Origin of the sequence: Ruminococcus callidus ATCC 27760 (assembly GCF_000468015.1) — a bacterium.
In the GTDB taxonomy this organism is placed as follows: domain Bacteria; phylum Bacillota; class Clostridia; order Oscillospirales; family Ruminococcaceae; genus Ruminococcus_C; species Ruminococcus_C callidus.
On record NZ_KI260445.1, the window covers coordinates 1 to 1,635 of the forward strand.

General features: G+C 49.9%; 2 protein-coding genes. Both read left to right on the forward strand.

Annotated elements, in window-relative coordinates:
• The first annotated feature begins 292 nt into the window (after positions 1–292).
• Entirely contained in the window at positions 293–1,057 is a 765-nt protein-coding gene (locus tag RUMCAL_RS10310) for a TIGR00282 family metallophosphoesterase (RefSeq protein ID WP_021682799.1), read from the forward strand.
• 222 nt (positions 1,058–1,279) lie between these two features.
• On the forward strand, positions 1,280–1,540 hold the full coding sequence (locus RUMCAL_RS10315; protein WP_040647925.1) for a stage V sporulation protein S: 261 nt from the start codon (positions 1,280–1,282) through the stop codon (positions 1,538–1,540).
• Positions 1,541–1,635 lie beyond the last annotated feature (95 nt).

A 1,635-nucleotide genomic window follows, 5' to 3' on the forward strand; every position in this document is an offset into this window, starting at 1 on the left:
GAGGTAGCGAGTTCGAGCCTCGTAATCCGCTCCATTTGCATTGTATTATCTCTTCCATTGTAAAGCACACAAGGAACGCTCTTGTGTGCTTTATTTTTTGTGTCTGGTCAGGGTGTTCGACAAAAACTGCTTGACACAGCCGCGGAATACATGCTATAATTCAGGAAACACTGCATAAAGCCCGCCTGACGGCTTTGCACGCAATCTGCCGAAAAAATCTGACGACGCATCTGCACAAGCTTTATGCAGTGTTTCTTTCATGCCAGCACGCTCTTAGAAAGGGAACCCATACATGAAACTATTACACATCGGAGATGTTGTCGGTGCAGCGGGCAGCCGCTTTTTGCAGGAACATCTTCCGGCAATCAAACGCACACACAAAATCGATATGATTGTTGTCAACGGCGAAAATTCCGCACAGGGAAACGGCATCACCAAGCACTCCATGGAACAGATCTTTTCTGCGGGGGCAGATGTCATCACCACAGGCAATCACTGCTTCAAGCGGCGGGAGGCAATGGCGATCTACGAAAATCCGGTGGTGCTCCGTCCGGCGAACTATCCGGAGGGCTGCCCGGGTCACGGGGTATGCACCATTGATTTCGGTCCCTGTCAGGTGGCGGTGCTGAACCTGTCCGGTACGGCGTATCTGGATCCGCTGGATAATCCGTTTACCATTGCGGAACAGCTTCTGGAGGAGATCGACACTCCGAATATTCTGGTGGATTTCCATGCCGAGGCGACGGCAGAGAAAAAAGCAATGGGCTATTTTCTGGCAGGCCGTGTAACGGCAGTGGTGGGAACGCATACTCATGTGCAGACTGCCGACGAAACCATTTTGTCCGAACATACCGGCTATATCACCGACGTGGGCATGACCGGACCGGAGGAATCGATTCTGGGCGTTGCGGTGCAGCCGGCAATGGATCGGTTCCGTTTCCACTATCCTACACGCTTTACAGAAGGCAGCGATCCCTGCTTTTTGAACGGCGTAATCGTCACATTTGATGAAAAGTGTGGCAAATGCACGAAAATCGAACGGCTGATTGTTCGATAATGCACAAATTTTTCGGGAAGTACTTGCAATTTCAAAGGCTTTGTTGTATAATGAGGGTGTGTAAGGGCAGCACGGTATAAATTTTGTGCGGTGCTGCCTAAACCGAGTGCCGGAAGCCGGAGCAGAACTGATCGGTTTTACACAGATTTGCCGTCGTTTTTTTACAGGCGGAATATCGAATACAACATGGAATCATTGGTTGTACTAAGGGAGGCTTTTATCATGGAAGTATTGAAAGTATCATCGCACTCATCTCCGAATTCGGTTGCCGGTGCAATTGCCGGCGTGATTCGTGAAAAAAAGATGGTAGAGGTACAGGCAGTCGGTGCTGGTGCGGCAAATCAGGCAGTAAAAGCAATTGCCATTGCCCGCGGCTATCTTGCTCCGATCGGTGTGGATCTGATCTGCATTCCGGCGTTTGCCAATATTCAGATTGATGGCGAAGACCGCACTGCAATCAAGCTGATTTGCGAAGAACGGTAAATTCGTGATACGAACAGAACGCTGCCAGTGCAACAGATCTGGCGGCGTTTTTTTATAGTTGTTAAGGCAATACCGCACAAAGAGCGTCTGGCGAC